Annotated in this window: 13 protein-coding genes; 11 read left to right on the forward strand and 2 right to left on the reverse strand. The window is 62.7% G+C overall.

Features of this window, described 5'->3' with window-relative positions; genetic code table 11:
- A complete protein-coding gene (locus D8M36_RS03430) occupies positions 1-756 on the forward strand; it encodes a phosphonate ABC transporter ATP-binding protein (protein ID WP_126846752.1) in 756 nt (251 codons plus the stop codon).
- Positions 753-2,303, forward strand: coding sequence for a PhnE/PtxC family ABC transporter permease (locus D8M36_RS03435; RefSeq protein WP_126846753.1), 1,551 nt, complete (start codon positions 753-755; stop codon positions 2,301-2,303). Before D8M36_RS03430 ends, D8M36_RS03435 begins: the two co-directional genes overlap by 4 nt.
- Before the next feature lie 29 nt (positions 2,304-2,332).
- On the opposite strand, the gene D8M36_RS03440 is transcribed toward D8M36_RS03435, so the two are convergent.
- Together D8M36_RS03440 and D8M36_RS03445 are read right to left on the reverse strand one after the other, a co-directional pair.
- Positions 2,333-2,935, reverse strand: a complete 603-nt coding sequence (locus tag D8M36_RS03440; RefSeq protein ID WP_126846755.1) for a GNAT family N-acetyltransferase — start codon at positions 2,933-2,935, stop codon at positions 2,333-2,335.
- A gap of 10 nt (positions 2,936-2,945) precedes the next feature.
- Positions 2,946-3,485 (reverse strand): NADPH-dependent FMN reductase, encoded by a 540-nt coding sequence (locus tag D8M36_RS03445; protein ID WP_126846757.1) that lies wholly within the window; start codon positions 3,483-3,485, stop codon positions 2,946-2,948.
- Between the two features lie 66 nt (positions 3,486-3,551).
- Between D8M36_RS03445 and D8M36_RS03450 the strand changes: the two genes are divergently transcribed.
- From D8M36_RS03450 to D8M36_RS03490, 9 genes are all read left to right on the forward strand, one after another.
- Positions 3,552-4,580, forward strand: coding sequence for an ornithine cyclodeaminase family protein (locus tag D8M36_RS03450; RefSeq protein ID WP_126846758.1), 1,029 nt, complete (start codon positions 3,552-3,554; stop codon positions 4,578-4,580).
- Between the two features lie 3 nt (positions 4,581-4,583).
- Positions 4,584-5,852, forward strand: coding sequence for a phospholipase D-like domain-containing protein (locus D8M36_RS03455; RefSeq protein ID WP_074298622.1), 1,269 nt, complete (start codon positions 4,584-4,586; stop codon positions 5,850-5,852).
- Positions 5,853-5,963: 111 nt separating this feature from the next.
- The gene (locus D8M36_RS10085; RefSeq protein ID WP_161970195.1) at positions 5,964-7,187 is read left to right on the forward strand and encodes a glycerophosphodiester phosphodiesterase family protein; all 1,224 of its coding nucleotides are present in this window, start codon (positions 5,964-5,966) and stop codon (positions 7,185-7,187) included.
- Positions 7,188-7,325: 138 nt separating this feature from the next.
- A complete protein-coding gene (gdhA, locus tag D8M36_RS03465; protein WP_126846760.1) occupies positions 7,326-8,666 on the forward strand; it encodes an NADP-specific glutamate dehydrogenase in 1,341 nt (446 codons plus the stop codon).
- Between the two features lie 22 nt (positions 8,667-8,688).
- Complete coding sequence (locus D8M36_RS03470) at positions 8,689-9,483, forward strand: sulfite exporter TauE/SafE family protein (protein WP_126846762.1); 795 nt, start codon at positions 8,689-8,691, stop codon at positions 9,481-9,483.
- Between the two features lie 117 nt (positions 9,484-9,600).
- Entirely contained in the window at positions 9,601-11,202 is a 1,602-nt protein-coding gene (locus D8M36_RS03475; RefSeq protein ID WP_126846764.1) for a Na+/H+ antiporter NhaC family protein, read from the forward strand.
- A gap of 3,687 nt (positions 11,203-14,889) precedes the next feature.
- Complete coding sequence (locus D8M36_RS03480; RefSeq protein WP_126846766.1) at positions 14,890-15,327, forward strand: hypothetical protein; 438 nt, start codon at positions 14,890-14,892, stop codon at positions 15,325-15,327.
- A 571-nt stretch (positions 15,328-15,898) separates the two neighbouring features.
- Entirely contained in the window at positions 15,899-19,744 is a 3,846-nt protein-coding gene (locus tag D8M36_RS03485; protein WP_126846768.1) for a phosphodiester glycosidase family protein, read from the forward strand.
- A gap of 152 nt (positions 19,745-19,896) precedes the next feature.
- Positions 19,897-21,699, forward strand: coding sequence for an ABC transporter ATP-binding protein (locus D8M36_RS03490; RefSeq protein WP_074298634.1), 1,803 nt, complete (start codon positions 19,897-19,899; stop codon positions 21,697-21,699).
- Positions 21,700-21,727: the final 28 nt, after the last annotated feature.

Below are 21,727 nucleotides of genomic sequence, written 5' to 3' on the forward strand. Positions count from 1 at the left end.
ATGACCGGTCGCGACACGGCCGCAGCGCACCTCGAGAACGTCGAGGTGCGCTTTGGCGAACGTTGCGCTTTCGCCGGGAGCCTCACCGTTGCTCCCGGCGAGAGGGTTGCGCTCATCGGCCCGAGCGGCGCGGGCAAGAGCACACTCCTGCGCGTGTGCACGGCGGCCGTGAGCCCGAGTGCCGGAACGGTGCGTATCGCGGGGAAGAACCTCGCCGAGCTTTCCGGCCGGCAGCTTCGGGCCGCGCGTGCCGGAATCGGCACGGTCCACCAGGGCCTCCATCTCGTCGAGCCACTTTCGGCGCTCCAGAACGTTCTCGCGGGCAACCTTGGCCGTTGGGGGAGTGTTCGCGCGCTTACTTCGCTCGCCTTCCCGCGCGAGCGCGAGGTCGCCGAGAGTGCCATGCGGGAGCTCGGCATCGCCCACCTCGCCTCGAGGCGCACGGGACTTCTCTCGGGGGGAGAGCAACAGCGGGTTGCCCTCGCCCGCATTCTCGTGCAGCGGCCTGACTTGATCCTCGCCGATGAGCCGATTGCCGCGCTCGACCCGGCCCGCGCGCGCGAAGTCATGGCGATCCTCACGCGCGTCGTTGACTCGACGGGCGCCGCACTCATCGTGAGCCTCCACGACCCGAAGGTCGCGACCGAGTGTGCCGATCGCGTCGTGGGCCTGCGTGCGGGAAACATCGAGTTCGATCTGCCCGCGGTCGATGTGGATGCTGAGCGCACAGGGGCCCTCTACAGGATCGACGCATGACGAAAGCGCGCAGCGCACGGTGGTGGGGTATCGCCACCCTCGCGGCGGTTCTCGTTTCCGTCGCGAGCGTTGTGCCGGGCGTCGCCTTGGCGCCGGGGGGAGTTCCGACGCTTGCCCGGTTCTGGCTCGCGGCTTTTTCGCCTGAGCTGAGCCTTTCCTATGTTTCGCGCATCCTCGAGGCGACCCTCACGACCCTCGCGTTCTCCGTGCTCGGCACGGCGCTCGCGGTCGTGATCGGCTTTGTCGGCGGGGTGCTCATGAGTGAGGGCTGGTGGCGATCCCGCACGGGGTGGCTCGCGATGCGTCTCGCGTTCGCGCTTCCGCGCGGTGTCCACGAAACCGTGTGGGCGGTCGTGCTTTTGCTCGTGCTCGGCAGGGATCCTCTCGTGGGAGTGCTTGCGATCGGCATCCCGTTCGGCGCGATCACCGCGAAGGTGTACGCAGAGATCATCGACGAGACTCCCAAGGGGCCAACGGACGTGCTTCGCCTCGCGGGGGCGGGGAAAATCGCAGCTTTCGCGTACGGGACCCTCCCTCGCGTGTGGAAGGATTTTGTGTCCTACGCCTTCTACCGGCTTGATTGCTCGCTTCGCGCCGCGGTGATCCTCGGCATGCTCGGCGTGGGCGGGCTTGGCTTCGAGCTCTCCACGGCGTTCCAGGGCCTCGCTTTTGAGCGCATGTGGACCGTCATGTACGCGCTTGTCCTCGTGGGTCTCGCGTGCGAGTGGTGGAGCCGGAAGCTTCGTGACCCGTCGCGGCGGTTCATGCTCGGTTCGTCTCTCGCGATCGCGGCACTTCTCGTCATGTCGGCCTTTCACTTGCGCGTCAGCATCGTTGAGCTCGACCTCCCGCGTCTCGCTCAGCGTACTGTGCGCGTTGCCGAAAAGGCGATACCGCCCACGCTTCCCTCGACCCTCCCGCAGCTTCTCGTGGACTCGGCGCTCACGGTCACGATGTCGATCGCGGCGATCGCCGTGGCTTCGCTCCTCGGCGGTCTCATGGCTTTCATGGCGACTCCGCCGCCCGTCACGCCCGAGGGCACCCGGGGCCCGCTTCGGCTCGCTCGCGAGGCTCTCGGCTTCCTCGCGCGCGCGATTCTCTTACTCGTGCGCGTCACCTCGCCGCCCGTGTGGGCGCTCCTTCTTCTCTTCCTGCTTTTCCCCGGGCCGCTTCCCGGCGTGCTCGCGCTCGGCATCTACAACGCGGGCGTGCTCGGAAGGCTCTACGCGGAGTCCCTCGAAACGGTGGATCGCCGCCCCTCACTTGCCCTGCGTCACGCGGGAGCGAGCCGCCTTGCGGAGGCCATGTACGGTGTGATTCCCCTGATCAAGGGCCGATTCGCCGCCTACAGCCTCTACAGGTGGGAAGTGACCATTCGCGAAAGCGTCGTGGTTGGCGTTGTTGGCGCGGGTGGCCTCGGGCGCGTCCTCGAAGCCGAGCGCACGGCCTTCGACTACTCCTCGATGCTCACGGTTGTCCTCGCCCTTCTCGTGCTCTCGATCCTCGTGGACCTCGTGAGCGCATCGGCACGAAAAGCCTGGAGGTAGGTTGGCTGCCGTCGGAACCGAACGCCCGTTTAGGCCTGCGCTTGCGCGAGCCGATACTCCAGGTGGGCGCGCACGCTGGGCCATTCGTGGTCGAGGATCGAGTAGAGGGCGGTGTCGCGCGTCGTGCCGTTCGCGAGGATCCGGTGGCGGCGCATAACTCCTTCGAATGTCGCCCCGAGTTTTTCGATGGCGGCACGTGAGTGCCGGTTGAGGGTATGCGTGCGCAACTCGATGCGCTGGAATTTCTCGACCTCGAAGAGGTGGCGCAAGAGAAGAAACTTCGCCTCGGGGTTCACGGCGGTGCCCTGGACGCTTCGCGCGTACCACGTGGCGCCGATCTCTGCGACCCGGTTCGCTCGGTCGATGTTGATGACGTTCGTCATCCCGGCAATGTAGCCGGCGTCGTCATCGACCTTTCGGATGACCGTGTAAGGGAGCATCGAGCCTTCCTCGCACAGCGTAAGGCGCCGCTCGATCTCCTGGCGCATCCGCGCGGGCTCCGGGATATTGGCGTACCAGAGTTTCCACAGATCGCCATCGGTGACCGCATCCTTGAGTCCTGCGAGGTGGTCGAGCGAGAGCGGTTCGAGAACAACGAAGTCGCCGGCGAGACGAAGGGGTGAAGAAAGCATGGGGAGCATCTTACGCTGAGTGTTCTTCGAGTCCTTTGAGGAGGGTTGTGGCGTTCTGGGTCCATTCCTCACTGATGGCGAGGGAACCGTCTTTGAGGTCAGCGCCGTAGCTCGTGTAACCGAGGAGCGGCTCGACGAGCCTCATGCGAAGGGAAGCGGCAACGGGCGCGAGCGCGCGCGCCGCGTCCAGACCGCCATTGTGATAGCCCCACGCGATGATGCCAAGCGGCTTGCCCTCCCACTCCGCCGCGAGGTAGTCGATCGCGTTTTTGAGTGGAGCCGAAAACGAGCCGTTGTACTGGGGGGTTGCCCACACGATCGCGTCGGCCCGGTCCACGGTGGCGGCCCACGCTCGCGTGTGAGGGCGCTGATAGTTTCCGGCGCGGGGAGGCTCGAGCTCGTCAAGGAAGGGCAAATTGACCTCCTTGAGATCCGCGAATTCGACGTCGAAGTTCGTGATGTCTTTCGCGAGGGCTTCCAGCGCTCGTGACACGAGGATTCCCGTGCGCGAGGGGCGCGTCGTTCCGTGAATTATCAATAACGTGGGCATGTCTCGAGGCTACGCCTCCACTTCTGGATTCGGCTCGCCTCAAGTCACGCATGACACAGTGATGGCATGAAAACCTTCACCGCAGAAAAGGTGTTTGCCCTCGGCTACCGCGCCGCGGCAGACGCCTTGACCGCCGCTCTCGAGCGGGGATTTGACCCCGCGAGCGATCCCGAGCGCACCTTCACTCCTGTCGATGCAGGCGAGTTCCTCACGATGCCCTCGAGCGTTGGCAAGGATGCGGGGATCAAGATCCTCACCCTCGCCCCGCACAACCCTGAGAAGGGCCGGCCCTTCATCCAGGGCACCTATCTCCTGTGCGACGCGGAAACACTCACGCCGCACTCGCTCGTTGAGGGGATCGCCCTCACGGCACTGCGTACGCCCGCCGTCGCGATCGCGGGGGCGCGACCTGCGCTTTCGGCGATCGCTGCGCACGTCACGCGCCGCCCGAATATCGTCGCCTTCGGAGCGGGGGTCCAGGGGGAGGGGCTCGTCCGCGCCCTCGCGGCGGAATGCGGCGACGGGGGTGTGGGTTTCGAGGGGCTCGGCGCGGTCGCCTACGCAGTGCGCAATCCGGATCGCGTGAGCGCGAGTGCGCTCGCGGTCGGCAAGGAGGGGTGTGCGAGCGAGGTCGGAGCGGTGCGTGCCGGGTCCGACGCCTGCCGCGCCGCCGTTGAGGCCGCGGACGTCATTGTGTGCGCGAGCGCCGCGACGGAGGCGGTGTTCGAGGATTCGTGGGTGCAGCCGCACGCCGCCGTGCTCGCCGTTGGGGCGCATACGCCTCAGACGCGTGAAGTTCCCGCCGCGACGATGGGCCGCGCCCGCGTCATCGTCGAGGATGAAGCTGTGGCCTTGCGCGAGAACGGGGACGTTGTGCGCGCCATAGCCGACGGGTTCCTTGCCGACAACGCACTCGTGAGCATGAAGGCTCTCCTTGGCGAAGGGGCCACTATGGCGGCAGGTGAGGTGAACGTTCCGGACGCCCCCACGGTCGTCACCACGGTGGGGATGAGCTGGCAGGACCTTGTGGTGGCTGCTGCCGTGGCAAAGCACGTGGACGAGGACGCAAACTTCAGCAAGACTTGCGAGAATTGAACCATGAGTGAGAACACTGCACAGCAAAGCGCCATTGGTCGTGCAAAACGCGTAGCGAAGCGGGCCGCACTTGCGGCGACTGCGGGGATTGCCGCCTCGCAAGCAGTCGCTGTGGGAACACTCCTCGCGATGGACGCCTACACGAAACACGGTCGTAAGAAGCGCCGCGCCCCCAAGCCGGGCACGTTTGAGTCGACCGTTGAGAAGTCGGACATCACGATCTTCACGAGCGGCGAGGATCTCTTCGAGTCGATGATCGAGTCGATCGATCATGCCGAGCACACGGTGATGCTCGCGACCTTCATTTGGAAGGGCGATCGCGTGGGGCAGCGCTTCATGGACGCCGTGAACAACGCGGCTGCGCGCGGGGTCGATGTGTTCCTCATTTGGGACGTGTTCGCGAACCTTGTGGTTCCTCGCCAGTTCTTCGAGCAGCTTGATGAGCGCATCAACGTTCACCGCATGTACCCCATCTCGGGGTCATTCTGGCGGGCACCGATCCGCTCCACCGGCCTCATTCACTCAAAGGTCCTCGTCGTGGATGACGAGATTGGCTACGTGGGCGGCTTCAACATTGGTGACGCGTACGAGAGCGAGTGGCGCGACACCCACGTGCGCGAGGTGGGGCCCTCCGTGTGGGAGCTGCGGCAAGCGTTCGTGAACGTGTGGAACGAGGATCGCCGCGCCGACGAGCGCATCGACTGGGTCGCCCCGAATGCGTGGAACACACGCGTCGAGGTCCATCCGAACCTCCCGCTCCAGGCCGTGTACCCGATTCGCCGCATGTACCTCGCGGCTATCGAGCGCGCCCAGAAGAACATCTGGCTCTCGACCCCGTACTTCGTTCCCGACGGCAAGCTCCTCGAGCCGCTGCGCGCGGCCGCGGCTCGAGGCGTTGACGTGCGCCTCATGCTCCCCGAGCAGTCCAACCACGTGGTCGTTGACTGGGTCGCGAGAGGCTTCTATCAGGATTTGCTCGACGCAGGCGTGCGGATCTTCCTTTACACGCCCGCGATGAACCACTCGAAGATTGCGACGATCGACGGAATGTGGGCGACCGTCGGAACCGCGAACCTCGACCGGCTCTCTCTCGCGCTGAACTACGAAACCAACCTCGAAGTCGCCGACCCGGCCTTCGCCGAGGCGCTCGAAAAGGTGTTCGAGGCCGACTTCAAGGACTGCTACGAGGTCGATCCCGAAAAATGGAAGGCGCGCGCCGGGATTGAAAAGGTCACCGAAAAGCTGCTCATTCCACTTCGCCCCGTCATGTAACCCGGCTCGTTCACCTCGAGGCCACCGGGGCGTCAATCGCCCGTGGGATTGCGGGCCTAGCCTGGCTCGATCACGCGCAAAGAGCGCACACCTCAGGAAAAGGAGTCTCCCGTGAAGTACACGCACCGAGTGCAGGTCTCGGCGCCCTTTGACGTTGCCCTCGAGGCGACTCGCCACGCCCTCGCCGAAGAAGGCTTCGGGGTGGTGTACGAACTCAACATGCAGGGCACGTTCTCCAACAAAATCGGCGCGGAAGCCGGTGCGGAGCTCGGCCCCTACGTGATTCTCGGGGCCTGCATCCCCACGCTCGCGCGCCGCGCTCTCAACGCCGATAAGTCCATGGGGGCTCTCCTCCCGTGCAACGTCGTCGTGCGCGCGGGGGAAAGCTACGAACAGAGCATCGTCGAGTGCATCGACCCCACCATCATGAGCACGCTCAGCACGGGCGATGAGGTGCGCGCGATGACGGAGGACGCCGATCACGGCCTGCGCACGGTGCTTGCGAGCATCGATCACTTCCTTCCCGAGCGGGCCGCGGGCACGGGTGCCCCCGCGGTCGTGGAGGATGCGCCCACGGCGGGCGCGGTCCCGTCGCAAACTGAGGGCGTCGAGGTCGCGGGGGTTGAGGGCTACCGACCCGTGATCGTTGGCCACCGCGGTGCGGCTCTCGTGACGACCGAAAATACCCTCGCGGGTTTCCGGCGCGCGAAGATCGATGGCGCGAGCGTTGTCGAATGCGACGTGCACCTGAGTGCCGATGGCACGCCGATCATCATGCACGACGAGACGATCGACCGCATGGCCGATCCGGCCTCGCTCCCTGCGAAGGGCGCGATCAAGGACCTCACGAATGCTGAACTCGCGCAGGTTTCCCTCCAGGGCGGTCACGGGGTTCCGCTTCTCACGGAGCTCCTCGCAATGGAGGATCTCGAACTCTACGTCGAGGTCAAAGTAGCTTCGGCGGCGAAGGCTTCGGCGCAGCTCATCCACGACAAGCGTCCGGGGCACGGGGAGCGCGACACCGTCATCTCATTCGTTCCCGAGGCTCTCGCCGCCGTTCACGAGATCGCGCCGCACGTGGGGCTCGGTCTCCTTGTGAACACGGTCGAGGATTCGACCTGGGACACGCTCGAGGAGCTCGGATGCACGTGGCTCAGCTGCAGCGTTGACGGACTCACCCCCGAGGCCGCGAAGGAAGCGCACGCGCGCGGTTACAAGATCAACGTGTGGACCGTGAACACGGAAGAGCAGCTCACAAAGGCCGTGGCGCTTCGCCCGGAGTCGATTTCGACTGACGATCCGCGCTGGGCGATCGAGCAACTCGCAGGCCACTAGCCCCGGTATTTCTCATACTGAGACCCGCGTTTCCTGAAAGGTGGCCGCGGCGTGTAGATTTTCAAGTGCGCCTTTACCAGTCAGTATCAGCCGAGGTGTACGACAACAACCGCACGCGACCACCACGAAGGACGATCGATGGCCACATCACTTGACGCGACTCTTGACGCCGTTTTACGCCGCAACCCGGGTGAAAGCGAATTCCACCAGGCGGTCAAGGAGGTGTTCGAGTCCCTCGATCTGCTCCACGCGCGCCACCCCGAATACGCCGAGGCCGCGATTCTCGAGCGCATCGCCGAGCCTGAGCGGCAGATTATCTTCCGAGTCCCGTGGGTGGACGACGAGGGAAAGGTGCGGGTGAACCGCGGCTTCCGCATCGAGTTCAACTCGGCTCTCGGCCCCTACAAGGGCGGCCTTCGCTTCCACCGCAGTGTGAATCTCGGGATCGTGAAGTTCCTTGGGTTCGAGCAAATCTTCAAGAACTCCCTCACTGGCCTCCCGATTGGCGGCGGCAAGGGCGGTTCCGATTTCGACCCGCACGGCAAGTCCGAGGGCGAAATTATGCGCTTTTGCCAGTCGTTCATGACCGAACTCTTCCGCCATATTGGCCCCGATACCGACGTCCCCGCGGGTGATATCGGCGTGGGTGGGCGCGAGATCGGCTACCTGTTTGGCCAGTACAAGCGCCTCGCGAATCGTTTCGATGCCGGCACGCTTACGGGCAAGGGTCTCAACTGGGGCGGCTCGCTCGTGCGCACGGAGGCCACCGGCTACGGCGCCGCGATCTTCGCGAACGAGATGCTGAAGGCGAGGGGCCTCGACTTCGAGGGCCGCCGCGTGCTCGTGTCCGGATCCGGCAATGTCGCGCTCTATGCCATTGAGAAGGCCCAGCAGCTCGGCGGCGTGGCGATCACGGCTTCCGACTCGAGCGGCTACGTGGTCGACGAGGACGGCATCGACCTCGACCTGCTCAAGCAAATCAAGGAGGTCGAGCGCGGCCGCATCCACGAGTACGCCGAGCGCCGCGGCGGCAAAGCGCGGTTCGTGGAGGGCGGCAACGTGTGGGAGGTCCCCGGCGAGATTGCGATCCCCTCCGCTACACAGAACGAGCTCGACGGCGAAAGCGCCAAGATCCTCCTCAAGAACGGCCTCATCGCCGTCGCCGAAGGCGCGAACATGCCCTCGACCCCCGAGGCCGTGGACCTTTTCCAGGAGGCCAACATCTCCTTCGGGCCAGGCAAGGCCGCCAATGCCGGCGGCGTGGCAACCTCCGCGCTCGAGATGCAGCAAAACGCCGCGCGTGACTCGTGGACGTTCGAGGACACCGAAAAACGCCTCACCGACATTATGGTGAACATCCACGACACGTGTGCCGCGACAGCCGAAGAGTACGGCCGCCCCGGCGACTACGTCGTCGGCGCCAACATTGCGGGCTTCGTGAAAGTTGCTGACGCGATGCTCGATTTCGGTGTGATCTAGGCGTGCAGATCGCGGTGACGCGATGAACGCCGTCCTTTTCGCGGCGGTGATCGGCGTGGGCATCGGCCTCGTGGTCGGTGCCCTCGGCGCGGGTGGGGGCATCCTTTCCGTGCCCCTGCTCGTTTACGTGCTCGGCATGGCACCCCACGACGCGACGGGGGCCTCACTCGTCGTCGTGGGTCTCACCGCGGTTGTGGCGCTCCGCCACCCCGCGAAGCACGGGAACGTGCGATGGAAAGAGGGCGCCATTTTCGGCGCGATCGCGATCGCGGGGGCGGCGCTTGCCTCGAGGCTCTCGCTCCTCGTGCCCGAGCGCGCGCTCATGCTGTGCTTCGGCGTGCTACTGCTCGTTGTTGCGGCAGTGATGGCACGCCGCGCGCGCCTACTGCGCGCCGAAGAGAACGCGAAAGAAACGGGGCCGACGCTAGCCCGGCAACCGTCGGAACCCGAACCCCAACCCTCCCGGTTTGCCCTCGTGCTTGCCGCGAGCGCCACGGGGCTCCTCACGGGCTTCTTTGGAGTGGGCGGTGGGTTCCTTGCCGTGCCGATGCTTGTGATCGCTCTCGGGCTGCCCATGCGTGCGGCGTCGGGCACGAGCCTGCTCGTCATGATCATGACCTCTGCCGCGGCGTTGCTCGCGCGCATAGGGACCCCCACGCACATCGACTGGCCGGCGGTGCTCATCTTCGCGGCCGGAACGGTGCTCGGTGGGATGGCCGGTGGGCCCGTTTCGGCGAAGGCACGGCCTTCGAGTCTCACGGCGCTCTTTGCGTTTCTCCTCGCCGGGGTAGGCGTGTTGACGCTCGCGACGTCCTAAGCACACGTATCCTTCACCACGTATCGGTCCCCTCGGGGGCTATTGCACTTTTCACGTGGGGCAAGCGCGCCTACTGTGGGGGTGTTCTTGCGTCTGCGACACGCCTAGGAGGTCATTGTGGTCGAGACCTACCCGATCCTCACCCTCGTTCCACCACTTCTCGCGATTCTCCTCGTGATCGTGACGAAACGCGTGCTCATATCCCTCTTCGCGGGCGTTGTCTCGGGGGCGATCCTCATCGCGGACTTCGCGCCACTCGCCTCACTCAAAGAGGTCGGTAAGGCCGCCTTCGGACTCGTCTGGGAAGACGGCGGGCTGAACTGGTACACGATCCTCATCATCGCCTTCCTCCTCGAACTCGGCATCATCACCTCTCTCGTCCTCATGGCAGGCGGGACCTCGGCGTTCTCGGACTGGGTGGAAAAGCGCGTGAAGACACGGCGCGGGGCCCAGATCCTCACGGGCCTTTTGAGCCTCTCGTTCTTTATTGACGACTACTTCAACGCTCTTTCGGTGGGGCAGATCGCGCGGCCCATCTCGGATCGGCAACGCGTCTCGCGCGCCAAGCTCTCGTACCTGATCGATTCGGGCGCTGCCCCCGTCGTCGTGCTCATCCCCTTCTCGAGCTGGGGTGCCTCCCTCATCGGCATCATGTCCCCGATCCTCGCGGCCTCCGCTCTTCAGATGAGCGAGGTCGAGGCTTTCGTGCGCGCCGCGCTCATGAACTTTTACGCGGTTGCCGCGCTCGTGTTTTTGTGGCTCGTGATCGCCTGGCAGCTCAATTTCGGGCCCATGCGTAAGGAAGAGGAGCGGGCCTTCGCCGGAGAGGGCGTGCACGCCGATGAAAAGGACGCTCCCAGCCAGGCGACCGATAAGCTCCCGCGTCACGAACCGGGCGCGAAGCGCGCCCTGCTCGTCCCGTTCGTGCTGCTGATTCTCGGTGTCGTGGGCGGAATGTACGTCACCGGCGGCCTCGAGGCCGGCGCGTGGGATCTCTTCTCGACGATGGCCAATGCCAACGTGTCGCTGTCCCTCAACGTCGGCGGCGTCATCGGCCTCATCGTCGCGTTCTACTACCTGTACCGTTACACGCTCTCCAACCCGGTCTTCTCCTCAACCGTGCGTTTCAGTGGCGCTTTCCAGGGCGCGAAGTCGATGCTTCCCGCGATTTCGATTCTTCTTCTCGCGTGGATGCTCGGCGCCGTCATCGGCGATCTCGGCACGGGCAGCTTCCTCGCCGACGTCGTTGCGAACGTGAACCTCCCGGCCCACTGGCTCGTCCCGATCCTGTTTGCGATGGCCGGTCTCATGGCGTTCGCGACCGGCTCCTCGTGGGGTGCGTTCGGCATTCTGTTGCCGCTTGCGGGCCAGCTCATGAATGCTTCTGCCGGAGGCAATGAGCTTCTGATCGCCGCGTTCGGCGCGGTCATCGCCGGCAGCGTTTTCGGCGATCACTGCTCGCCGATTTCCGATACGACGATCCTGTCGAGCACGGGCGCCGGCTGCAAGGTGAGTACGCACGTGAACACCCAGCTTCCCTATGCGCTCGTCGCGGCCGGATCCTCGTTCTTGGGTTACGTCGTGTTTGCGGCAACGGGAATGGCGCCCGCGGGCTTCGCCGTGATGCTTCTTGTGCTCGTCGCCGCGGCCCTTGTGCTGCGTGCGCGTTACGGCGGTGAACGATCCGTGAATTCCGGTGTTGCCGCTGGCGCAGCCTGAAGTTCACCGACGGGCAAGGCCCTGTGAGGACTCGATTCTTAGCCTGACGTTGACACTGTTTGTCGAGTTCAGGATAGAAATCATGCCCCGAGTGTCCCGGTCTCCACACTCGTCACCTCAACCAGGCGACGGCAACCGCGGAAACTGGCGACACCGCCTACGTCGACGGCAACGGCACCGCATAGACCATCACAAAATCCAGCTGGCAAACGCCCCTCTCCGCCTGCTGCTAACGCACCAGCGGGCACAGTACCAACATCATCATCATCGAAGCCCACCCAAAGAGCTGACGTCATTCAACCGTTAGGGGCTTAAGTCCGCTTCTCGCTCCTTTTACGTGGTAATAGTATTTCTCTGACTCCCTCTCTGGGGCGTTACGGGAGCAGCAGTGATGCTGCAAGTGAGTAGAGGATTCTCGCGTGGGTGGCTGGTCTAGTAATCGTGTGTTTCGCCGTGCTGTTTTGTTGACGGCGTATGGGGTGTCGGCGGCGTTGGTGTCGGTGGGTTTGGTGCCTGCATCGCAGGCCTGGGCTAATACCACTCCTCCCCCTTCTCCTTCGCCTGTGGAGCAGGCCGCTCCCGCCTCGGGTGGCGTGGTTGACTTTCCGTCGGCTGTGATCCAGGCCCGAGCGACGGGCAAGCGTGTGGAGGTGTCGGCGGAACGGTCGGAGTCCTCGAGCACGTGGGTGAATGCAGATGGGCCGGTGACGACAGAGCATTTCGCGGCCCCTGTGCGGTTCAAGAACGATAAGGGTGAATGGGCCTCATTCAACACTGATCTGGTTGAGAAGGCGGATGGTTCGCTTGCTCCCGCGTCAGTGCTCGAGGGAGTTGTGTTGGCGGGTGAGGTGAAGGGCACAGATGCTCAACCGGAAGGATCTCTGGAAGGCTTCCCGGTTAGCTATGGGTAGTAGGCGCGCGGAGGTATCAAAAAAAATGGCTAGAGAGCCAGAAGAAGAAGACTTAGAGCGCACAGAAGAGCCTGGGGAAGACAGTAAATTTCATAAATTCCTTATTCTGATAGATTCTGCTACTTATGCGACTCTTCACACACTTCCCGAAGGGTTAACATCCGTCTCAATCGCGGTAACGGTAGTAGCCAGTCTTTTGTTGTCGTATACTGGCTACGAAATCCTTTTAAAAGAGAGCAAGAAATTTTCACAAGGTGGTTTATGGTTAGCCCTTAGGGAGAGCCTGAGTGTCGCCTTAGGTACATCGCTTGTGACATCAGTGTGCACTAGTTCGATAGTCCTGACGGTGATCTCTCTGGTCGCGGCAATAGTGTTTGAGCTACTTCTGCTCTGGTGGAATAGGCTTTGAGCTGTGCGGCGCATAAAAGTGCGATTGTGTGGCCGGTGCCAATAGTCGCTGGGGAGCGCAATCCCATCGGGGCACGGGGTGCTGGAATGCTGATGGGGGGTGGGCTCCCGCTAATGCCCTGGAGGATGAGTTAGATTTAGGAGCACTTATGTGGGCTGAGAGCGATAGATCAACGTTCCGTAAGGAGCGAAAGATTCTAATGCAAATTTTGATGGAGGAAAATCCAGCAAACATCCCAGAATATGTTCTGCAGGAGTCCTCGTTGGTGTACTCTGCCGAGGCAAATGCTATTTACAGATACGTTTGCAATAACGTTCAAGAGGATATCAGTAGTGAGCAGCTAGAACAGGTAATATATGATGCTAGCGGTGACCCGCTAGATGCTAATGCTGTAAGTCGCGCAGCGCAGAGAATCGTGGAGGCGTTAGGGTAGTGTCACTTGTGGCACAGTGGATCCGTTTTATACGTAAGGAATGAGACCGGGCTTCGGCTATAGACGCGATCCATAGACCTACCGTCCTTCTAGTCACGAACTATAATATTGACGTAGTCACAACTGTAGAACTGCCAGCAGAGAGCGGGCAACTGGCATCAGCCATTGAGGTCTGGAGGAGCTACGCAGAGTACGGAGAGAACCAGCGAACCCTAAACCAAGTATCTAGGCTTCGACCGCCCTCCTCCCTGGGTTGGCTTGATGGAAAGTGGCGTGAAAACTCAGAAGAGTATGCCTCGCTGTACCTTATGGGTCAGCGGCTCTATAACTCACCGTCGGGCACCTTTACAGCTAATGATCCGATGAATCAGTGTGACACTAGTGGGACGGCAGCCTGCAGCAGGCGAGCAGCCAGCAAAAAAGTATGCATGTGGGAAGAAAATCATCACCACTTTATGGATGTATCCGCCATACAAAACGGTGCCTCTAAGCAAATATGCGCGACAGGTATGAAGATGCGATCAATTGAGCTCTGGGGTTCGTTTATCACGTGACTGCAATCGAGGTGCAGCAGCGATGACGGTGGAAAAAGGCAATCTATGAAAGCTGCAATAAGGTTGGGCGCTGGGAGCGAAATTACTACGCTTATGAATACAAACAAGCTCGCGTTTCGAATGATAGGTATATTGGTCCGGTTATGATCAAGCGCGTATACAATCAGGAAGGGCGCGAGCCTTGACGGGACGCATAGATCGTGGTTGATAGGGGTTTGTGGCAGATGCTTTACAGGGCTTTCCTTGCCACGCGGCCTTGGCATTGGAACCTCGCTGCTCTGTTGGTGCTCGCTGGCTGGCACCTTGCCGCGTTGCTACCCCTACCTCGTTTCATAGATCAACAATCCGTATGGGTTGTGCCGCCAATAGTTATTGGCTGCCTAATAGTGAGCGGGGTGCGAGGAAGCGATCGCTTTCAAACTGAGTCACAGCCTCCGCGGGACCCCAAAGCTCGATAATTGCGACGGTCTAGCTGTTTTTACTAAATCGAAGGGTTATATACTGCTTAAGTTAGCACCGGTCCGACTGTCGCTAAGCCTTCTTAATTAAACTTCGGACACATTTGTAACTGCAAGGATATCGTTCAGGACGACTGTCGTCGTGCTGCCGTTGTAGTCAGTACTCGCGAACCACTGGGAGCGCGTGTAGTTTCTAGCGTTTCCGTCGTGCCAGCGAGTGTTGGCTAAGAAGTCCGGCGCGCATTCCCACAAACGCGTTGCGGTTGCATTTTTCTACGCGCTCGGTCTTGACCGCCGACGCCGCCAAGTATCACCTCTCGCGCTGTCGCGGATATCTGTGAAATCCTTGCCTTCGATTTTTGCTGGGCGCGTGATTGGGTGGTCGGTCATATCGGTGCGGGAGCTAGCTGCGTAGGTCGCTTAGCGCTCCGGTGAGGTTGGTCTGCTCTCGTACTCCACGGCATACAGCTACCCCACGGACCCTATTTCAAAATTCGACCTCACAGGCCGCTGCGGCTCTACAAGCACGGTAATGTGCCGCGAGGAAGCACCGGGAGGTACTCGAAGTACGATAGGAGTGGGTGGTCGTGCATCTGCAACGGGATCGGGACAGCGTAGTTCAGGTATGTCGACTAAGAGAGGCGCAGCAGGTTCACGTAAGCCCAACAGTCCCAGCGCAAAAGGCAGATCCATGAACAAGCACAACCGCAGATCAGGGTGTAATCTGACGCGACGGCACAAGACGGCGCGCATTCAAGTAGGCGGCAAAACGATTGAGAAAGCAGCTGTAGACGCGCCGGGGAGGGTGCGTAGATATGTGCTGTGGAACCGGAAAATAAACGACGCAGTTTATGGTGGAAACAGGAAAGATAGGCAAATATGGAACTGTCACCGGATATATTAGCCGTTGAAGGAGGTGACTGTGTCACAAAAGTTGCCAAATGGAGCACGAACTGAAGCGGGACTCTCCAAGTATTCGACGATGGATTTCTTGGAAATTTGTGAGGATAATCTCGGCACGCTCTTAAAGGGCTTGGATGGTCATCTGTATTATCTGAAGGCCGATGAGTTGAGCCGGAAATGCATCCTCAAAAATATGCGCGAAGGTGCTGCTCTATACGTCAATCCCGAGGGTTACTGGTCATCCTCTGAAGCGGAAGCGCACAGAGGGCGGATCGGAAAATGGTTTACGGGGCGCGAAGGTAGCGAAAGTGCGCGGCGTTATGCTGACGATAAGGCTAAATACCCTCTAGTGTACTCGGCGCTATTTTGGAGCCACGTCGATTCGAAACGAGTCCTGTATCTAGAGGGGTATTCACTGGAGCCGCTCCTTAAATTGAATTTAGAAGAGCGCAAGTGAACTCCCGTCAGTGTGGTTAGCGGCATCATTGAAATGGTTGCAGTGCTGCTTATCTCAATGCTGGGGTCTCTAAGACGAGACCTCATGATTCCTTGGTGCCGATTCTGACGGGCCCAGTACGAGTGTTTGACCAGCCCGTGGTAACGATTCATTGCGTCGCGGGTTGCTTCGCCATCCTTGCCTTCGATGCTTGCTAGGCGCGTGCGCGGGTTCCCCTTTACCGGGTGTGGGTGTTGGCTGTGTAGGTCGTCTAGCGCCACGGGGAGGTTGTTCTGCACGCCTACTCCACGGTCTGGCGGCGTTGCTTTGTTGACGGTGATGCTGATCGCTCGGGGGCGGATCTGAGCACGAGTGTGTCCGCGCCGGATACACGTCTCAACGCTCTCCCGACCGCGAGGCACAGGGCTCGTCGCCGCGGCCCTCGTGCTGCGCTCGCGCAGCCGCGGTGAACGATCCGTGAACTCCGGTGTTGCCGCTGGCGCAGCCTGAAATTCACCGCTCGGCAAGAACCCGTTAGGACTCGATTCCTAGCCTGAACCAGACACTGTTTCTCGAGTTCAGGATAGAAATCATGCCCCTTATCCCCACCACGGGCGAGGTTGCCCCCGCCGGCGCTTCGCGCACGCGCCGCACGCGCGGCGGCCTTCGCGCCCTCGCCGTTGCCGCGGCCCTCGCCATCGCCGTTCCCGGTAGCTTTGCCCTCCCCGCCGATTCCCCCTCCGTTCTCGCGCCGGCCACGGCCCAGGCCGCGCCAAGCGAAGACGACGTTGCAAAGGGTGGCGTGTTTGCGGATTCGCAGACGCGCCGCGTCGCACCCGGTCTCGACCTCACGACCTTCTCGCGCCTCGAGAGCGCGGGCTGGAACGAGGGAAGCGTACTGACCGCGGATCTCACCGAGCAGACCCTGTCAATGGACGTCGTGGACAACGGTGCGGTCGCGAGCCGGGCCCCGCTTGGCGAACTCATGACCTCGGGCGAGCGCGGCGACCAGGCTGTTGCCGCGATCAACTCGGCCTTCTTCGACATTAACTTCAGCGATGCGCCGGTCTATAGCTCAGTCTCGAATGGTGAGTCGGTCGTTGGCTCGGATAGCAAGCGCCCGGCATTTACGATCGCTGGCGGCAAGGCCGTCGTGCAGGCCCTTACGACCTCCGGCAAGGCCACACTTGCCGACGGCTCCGCGATTGAGCTTGCGACCCTCAACGATCCGAGCATCCCCGCCGGCAAAGTGGGCGTGTACAACTCGCGTTGGGGTTCCTACACGCTCGATCGCCCTATCGGCGGACCCGACAAGGTGAGTGCTCACGCCGCTTACGCCCTCGTCCAGGACGGCAAGGTCGTCAAGGCGAGCGGCATCGTCGAGAAGGGTGTGGGGGAGCAGGAGATCCCCGAGGGCGCGCAGCTCCTCCTCGGCCGCGAAGAGGGTGCCGACAAGGTCGCGGCGCTCAAGGTTGGCGACAAGGTCGACGTCGCGATCGGTCCCGACCAGGACGTCGACATGGGCGTGCAGGGCAGCGATCAGATCCTCACGAATGGCGAAGTCATCCCCATGAGTGATGACTCCCTCGTGAAGACGAGCCACCCCCGCACCGCGATTGGCGTGAGCAAGGATGGTTCGAAGGTCTTCGCGATCGTGCTCGATGGCCGTAGCGCCAACTCCCACGGCATGACCCTCCCCGAGCTCGGTCAGCTTTTCAAGGATCTCGGCGCGTATAACGCCGTGAACCTCGACGGCGGCGGCTCCTCCGCGATGATTGCGCGCGCTGCTGGCGACGACGGCCCCGCGGTGTGGAACACCCCCTCCGACGGCGACGTCCGCAGCGTTTCCGACGCCCTCGTGTTCTACTCGAGCGCCCCGAAGGATGAACTTTCCGACGCGCAGCTCTCGATCGCCCTCGAGAGCGAGAACGCCGTGTTCCCGGGCCTTCACCGCACGATTGAGGGCACGGGGCTTGGCAAGAACCTTGCCCCGCTTGCCGTCGAGGGTGAATATACGGCCGAGGGTGCCGCGACAGTTGTCCCGACCGAGTCGGGAACCGCGGTTGTCGAGGGTGTCGAGCCCGGCAGCGCCACCGTGACCTATAAGTCCGGTGTTCACGAGGACTCGGTGAACGTGCGTGTTCTCGGCGACCTACTCGCGATTCGCCCGAGTGCCCGTACCCTGAGCCTTCCCGATGCCGATGCGATCCGCAGCCTCACCCTCACGGGTATTGATTCCGACGGCCGCCGCGCCCGCATCGAAACCCAGGACGTCAAGGTCGAGGCCAGCAATGGCTTTACCGTGACCGACGATGGGCTTGGCACGTGGGCGATCGCCGGCACGGGCGATGCCGAAGCTGGCACTGTGACCTTCAGTGTGGGCGATGTCGAGACGACGGTCCCCGTGAGCTTCGGCTACACGGAGGCACCGGTCTTCGATTTCTCGGCCGTGGAGAACTTCAGCGATGCGAACGCTCGTGCCGCCGGTTCGATCGAGCCCGCGACTGGCGAGAACGGAGAGGACCCCGCGGTCCGCTTGCAGTATGACTTCACGCAGTCGACCGCGACCCGCGGCTACTACCTCGTGGCGAACGAGCCCGTGAAGATCGAGGGCAACACCCTCGCGTTCACCGCGACCGTCAAGGGCGATGCCACGGGCGTGTGGCCGCGCCTCCAGGTCGTTGACGGCAAGGGTACCCGCACGAACATTAACGGTGAGAACATCACGTTCGATGGCTGGAACCAGGTGGTCTTCACCGTTCCCGAGGGGCTCGCGCAGCCGCTGACCGTTGAGCGTCTTCGCTTCATGGAGACCCGCCCCGACGCGCAATACAAGGGCGACCTGACCGTCTCGGCGCTGACCGCAACGACGACCACGTCCGCCGAGGCGGGCGAAGACAAGGCCATCCACGACCCGGCACTCCTCACGGTCGGCTCGGTCGACGATCGTGCGCAGCGCATCGCGGTCATGAGCGACTCGCAATTCGTGGCACGCGCCCCCGAGTCGAATGGTGTCAAGGGCGCCCGCCGCACGTTCCGCGAGATCAAGGCGGAAAAGCCCGATCTGCTCATCATCAACGGTGACTTTGTTGATGAGGCAACCCCCGAGGACTACGAGCTTGCGAAGAAGATCCTCGACGAGGAATGGGATCCGTCGATTCCGTACATCTACGTGCCCGGCAACCACGAGATCATGGGCGGAAAAATCGAGAACTTCGAGAATGCCTTCGGCGCAACCCGCCACGACCGCGACCTCGGCCGCACGAAGATCTTCACGCTCAACACCGCTGGCGGCAGCCTCCGCTCCGGCGGCATCGACCAGATTGCGGCGCTCGAGAAGGCTCTCAAGGACGTGGAGCAGTCGGATACCCTCACGGGCATTGTCGTGTTCTTCCACCATCCGCCGAGCGATCCGCTTCCCTCGAAGTCGAGCCAGCTCGCTGACCAGCGCGAGGCTCGGGAACTCGAGCGCGTTCTTGGCGAGTTCCGCGATCGCTCCGGAAAATCTGCTGCGGTGGTGAACGCCCACGTTGGCGTGTTCCACGGCGCGGCTGTCGAGGGCGTCACCTACCTCGTCAATGGCAACTCCGGGAAGAACCCCGCGGGTACGCCGGAGACGGGCGGCTTCACCGGGTGGACGATGCTCGGCATCAACCCCGGTGCCGGCAAGGTCGGCTCGAACCCCACGACCTCGGACCGCGTCAACTGGCTTGCCGCCGAGGTGAAGCCTTGGGTCGACGAGGTCACCCTCACGCTCCCGAAGATCCTTCCGGAGGGCGAGACAGGCGAGTTCTCGGCAGTCATCGAACAGGATGGCCGCAAGGTTCCCGTCGCGTGGCCCGTGACCGCACAGTATTACGGCGAGGGCGTCGTCGTTGACGATGGTTCCGAGGCAGCCGAGGCTGCTGACGAAAGCGCCGTGATCCGCGTGAACCCCCTGACGGGTGAGGTCACCGCAATCCGTCCGGGCACCGCCGAACTTGTCGTTGAGGTCAACGGCCGCACTCACTCGCAGTGCATCACGGTTGAGGGCGCAAGCGCTCCGGCGAAGCCGGATCCGGCCGAGGAGCCGTCGGATACCGGTGTGGCGCCCACCGAGCCTGCTCCCGCCGACGGTGATGAGGTGGCCGACGCTGAAGGGCCCGAGGGTGCACAGCCCACGGACGAGGGCACCACCGCTGAGGGTCTCGCTGATGACGGAAGCGTCGCCGAAAGCCCCGCCGAGCAGGGCACGGGCGCGAATCGTGGGGATACCCAGTCAGGTGCCGCCAACCTCGGCACGGCATCTCGCCCCGCGCAAGTGACCGCGCCAGCGGCGGGCCGTCATGCGCCCCTCCCACGCACGGGCGTCGAGCTTGGAGGAGCGATCGCAAGCCTCATGTTCCTTGGCCTCGGGAGCGTGCTCGTGGCGCGCTCACGTAAGGCGGGTATGAAGTAACCGAAGAGCCCTCGTTCGAGAGCTCAGGGGCGCCGGCATCGTGGGTTTTGCGAGCCCGGCGCCCCACGCCTTTATTGAAAGTGGGAGCAGTTCCTCACACTGCGGAAACGACGTGCGCTCGGCAACCGTCGGACCTCGCCTACCCTGGAAGGGTGAAGGCACTTTCGAGAATTTTCCGGTTTACGAGCGAGCTGTGGCCGCTCTACCTTGTGATCGTCGTGTCGGCGCTCCTGACGACCGCGATGACCCTCGTCATTCCGTTCCTCATCGGCTCTGCAACCGATACCGCGACTGCGGCCGTGGCGGGGACGCTCACGCGCGACGAAGCCCTGCACGACATCATCATGACGGCCGTGTGGATCTTCGTCGCGTTCATGGCGAGTGCCCTCATCCAGAACATCGGTGGGTACTTCGGTGACGTCATGGGCAACCGCCTTCGTGCGATGCTCTCCGTCCGCTACTACGACAAGCTGCTCAACCTCCCGCAGCGTTGGTACGACGAAGAACTCACGGGCACGATCGTCTCGCGCCTGAACCGTTCGATTGCCGAAATTGGAACGTTCGCGAAGATCGCCTCAAACGCCTTTATCTCGATGATCATCACCGCGATCGCCGTGCTCGCGATCAGCGCGTGGTACTGGTGGCCGCTCGCCCTCATCCTGTTCATCATGTTCCCGCTGTACCTGTGGCTGACCTCCCTCACGAGCGTCAAGTGGCAGCGACTCGAAGGCGAGAAGAACGAGCAGATCGACATTGCCTCGGGCCGCTTCGCGGAGGTCGTGGGCCAGATCCGCGTCGTCAAGAGTTTCGTGCGAGAAAAGAGCGAGCTTGCCTCGTTCACGAAGCGCTTCAACAGCACCGATGCGATCACGAAAGAGCAGTCGGTCCACTGGCACAAGATGGATGTCTACCGCCTCGCGGCGCTTAATCTCGCGTTCGCGGTGCTGTACCTCATCATCTTCATCCGCACGGTTCAGGGCGATTTCTCGGTCGGTGACATGGTCATCCTCATCCAGCTCATGAACCTCGTGCGCAACCCGATCGAGAACATGAGCTGGGTCGTGGACACGTCGCAGCGCGCGGTTGCCGGGTCGAAAGACTATTTCGCGGTCATGGACACGAAGGTCGAGGTATGGCCGACACTTGCCGACGGACGATCGTTCCCGGAGGCGGTGGAGGGTGCCCCGCGCATCGTTTTCGACCACGTGAACTTCGCCTACGAAGAGAACCACGACGTCCTGCACGACATGAGCTTCCACGTGGACTCGGGGGAGAAGGTCGCGCTCGTGGGCGAATCCGGCGGTGGCAAGTCCACGATCGTGAATTTGATTTTGGGGCTGTACCGCACCCGCACGGGCGAGGTGCGCCTTCGCGGCCACAACGTCAACGAGCTTCCGATCGACGTTGTGCGCTCGCGCGTGGGCGTCGTGTTCCAGGATGCGGCGCTGTTCAGCGGCACGATCCGCGAAAACATCGCCTACGGTCGACCTGACGCGACAGACGAAGAGGTGCGCGAGGCGGCTCGCCGCGCGAACGCGAACCAGTTCATCGAGCGGTTCAACGACGGCTACGACACCCTGATTGGGGAGCGCGGCCTCAAACTTTCGGGCGGGCAGCGCCAGCGCATTGCGGTTGCGCGCGCGATGCTCAAGGATGCTCCGATCCTCGTGCTCGACGAGGCAACCTCCGCGCTCGATACGAAAGCCGAGCGGCAGGTCCAGGCGGGTCTCGATGCGCTCATGGAGAACCGCACATCGATCATCATCGCCCACCGCCTCTCGACGATCGCGGGCGTGGACCGCATCATCACGCTGCGCGATGGGCGCATCGACGAGATCGGCACGCCCGCCGAGCTTGCCGCTTCCGGCGGTATCTACGCGGAGCTGCTCGCGCTTCAGAACGCGGGCGGCGCTGAGGCAAAGAAGCTGCTCGAGAGGTTCGGGATCACCGGCTGACGTCCCCAGGCTAGTCTCGAGGACGCCG

Source organism: Dermabacter sp. HSID17554, assembly GCF_003989295.1.
GTDB lineage: Bacteria > Actinomycetota > Actinomycetes > Actinomycetales > Dermabacteraceae > Dermabacter > Dermabacter vaginalis.